This window comes from Thiolapillus sp. (assembly GCF_048562965.1).
Taxonomy (GTDB): domain Bacteria; phylum Pseudomonadota; class Gammaproteobacteria; order Chromatiales; family Chromatiaceae; genus Thiolapillus; species Thiolapillus brandeum_A.
Genome location: NZ_JBHNMF010000504.1, coordinates 1 through 2,367 on the forward strand (window position 1 = coordinate 1; position 2,367 = coordinate 2,367).

Consider the following 2,367-nt stretch of genomic DNA (forward strand, 5'->3'; position numbering starts at 1 on the left):
GTTGAAGGCCACTGCTGGGAAATCGATGAGTTTGAAGGTGAAAATGCCGGGTTGATCGTGGCAGAGATCGAGCTGGATTCCGTCGATGAAGTGTTTCATCGTCCCGCCTGGCTGGGTGAGGAGATTTCCACGGATGCCCGCTACTACAACAGCAATCTCAGCAAACTGCCGTATCGTTACTGGAAGGAAGATTCGTGACGCGCTATCTCCGGGTTGCACTGGCGGATCAGGAACTCGGCCTCTGGGACGACGACAGGCTGGTGGTAGGCTATCCCGTATCGACCGCACTGCAGGGTCCCGGATCAATGCGGGACAGTGGCTGCACACCCACAGGGCGGCATCGCATCCGCCTGAAGATTGGCGACAACTGTCCCCTGTATACTGTGTTCAGGGCGCGCAGGCCCACGGGAGAAATTTACACGCCGGAGCTGGGTCGGCAGTTTCCGGACAGGGACTGGATACTGACCCGGATACTGTGGCTGAGCGGGCTGGAACCCGGTATAAACAGGGGGGGTGATTGTGATACGCTCAAACGCTTTATCTATATTCACGGGACGGCAGAGGAATCACTGCTGGGGACACCCGTATCGCACGGGTGCATTCGTATGAACAGCCACGACCTGATCGAACTGTTCGATGCGGTTTCGAACGGCACCATCGTCATTATTGAATAGCGGTCTTCACAGCCTATGACACACGGACCTTTGATGCTCGACCTGGCCGGCACTGTTCTGACTCCGGAAGAACGTGAACTCCTGTTGCATCCGGCTACAGGTGGGGTCATTCTGTTCAGCAGAAATTATGAAACGCCGGAGCAGGTCCGAGCACTGGTGAAGGAAATCCATGATTTGCGCAGTCCGGCCCTGCTGGTGTCGGTGGATCAGGAAGGAGGTCGTGTACAGCGGTTTCGTGAAGGGTTCTCCCGGCTGCCGGCAGCATCGAAATTTGGCGTGCTGCATTCAAGCCACCCGCAGAAAGCCATCGATGCCGCACATCATATCGGCTGGCTGATGGCGGCCGAACTGCGCGCAGTGGGTGTCGATTTCAGTTTTGCCCCCGTGCTGGACCTGCAGACAGACATCAGTCAGGTGATTGGCGACAGAGCCTTTTCGGACGATCCACTCGTGGTAGGCAAACTGGCCTTCAGCTGGGTTGCGGGTGCCAGGGAGGTGGGTATGCCTTCCGTGGGAAAACACTTCCCCGGTCACGGCTGTGTGGAAGCCGATTCCCATCTGGATCTGCCAGTAGACAAGCGGCGTTTTTCAGAAATCTGGGACCATGATCTACTGCCTTTCCGGCACATGGTGGAAAACAATCTGGAAGGACTCATGCCGGCACATGTCGTATACGCGGCCGTGGATGACAGGCCGGTGGGCTATTCCCCTTACTGGATACAGGAAGTGCTGCGCCAGCGCATGGGTTTTGGTGGCGTGGTGTTCAGCGATGACCTGAGCATGGCGGCTGCCAATATTGGCGGCGACTATTCCGAGCGTGCAGCAGCAGCCCTGGACGCCGGTTGCGACATGATCCTGGTGTGCAACAATCCGGAAGGTGCGAGTGAGGTGCTTACTTCCCTGGCGGAATACTGCGACCCTGTCAGTCAGGTGCGGCTGGCGCGGATGCACGGCAAGGGGCAGGTCTCTTCCGGCGATCTCCGGGAGGACCCCCGCTGGCTGCGGGCCATGGAGTACCTGAATCTGCTGGATGGAGAGGAATCTCTGGACCTGGAGCTGTAAGTGATGAAAGAAACCAGCGACATGCAGGAAGTAAAGGACCATGCCCGGCTGTTGTACAACCCTGAGGAGGTGGAATCTGCGCTGGATCGCATGGCAGGTGAACTGGCCGCAAAGGTTTCGCACAGCAACCCCATACTGCTGGCGGTCATGAATGGCGGGCTGATTCTCCTGGGCATGCTGCTGCCACGTCTCGATTTCCCCCTGCGCGTGGATTATCTTCATGCCACCCGCTATCGGGAACGCACCTTCGGCACAGACCTGCAATGGAAAAAGACACCGGAATATTCCCTCGCAGGGGAAACCGTCGTGGTGGTGGATGATATCCTAGATGAGGGATACACTTTAAAGGCCATAGTGGATTATTGTAAGGAGCAGGGTGCTGCACAGGTCATTTCGGTCGTGCTCGTGCAGAAGATACACCAGCGCGGAAACGACATGACCGCGGATATCGTCGGCCTGACGACGCCTGATGAATATCTGTTCGGTTATGGAATGGACTACAAAGGCTATTGGCGTAACGCTTCAGGAATCTATTTCATAGATGTCGGGTACCATGTGATTATATTCCAAAAAGGAGCTATCCTTTGTTCCGAACCCGCCAGATATTGAACGACTGGCTCACGCAAAACCT

3 protein-coding genes and 1 pseudogene are annotated in these 2,367 nt (G+C 56.5%); all 4 read left to right on the top strand.

The genetic code is table 11. The features are described from left to right. A pseudogene (locus ACOCD2_RS16950) lies at positions 1-198 on the top strand (adenylate cyclase); the annotation flags it as partial. After that, entirely contained in the window at positions 195-674 is a 480-nt protein-coding gene (locus ACOCD2_RS16955) for a L,D-transpeptidase family protein (RefSeq protein ID WP_293650019.1), read from the top strand. The pseudogene ACOCD2_RS16950 and the gene ACOCD2_RS16955, both read left to right, overlap by 4 nt. A gap of 15 nt (positions 675-689) precedes the next feature. Continuing rightward, the gene (gene nagZ / locus ACOCD2_RS16960; protein WP_293650018.1) at positions 690-1,736 is read left to right on the top strand and encodes a beta-N-acetylhexosaminidase; all 1,047 of its coding nucleotides are present in this window, start codon (positions 690-692) and stop codon (positions 1,734-1,736) included. A 3-nt stretch (positions 1,737-1,739) separates the two neighbouring features. Next, positions 1,740-2,345 (top strand): hypoxanthine-guanine phosphoribosyltransferase, encoded by a 606-nt coding sequence (locus tag ACOCD2_RS16965; protein ID WP_293652941.1) that lies wholly within the window; start codon positions 1,740-1,742, stop codon positions 2,343-2,345. The last annotated feature ends 22 nt before the right edge of the window (positions 2,346-2,367 follow it).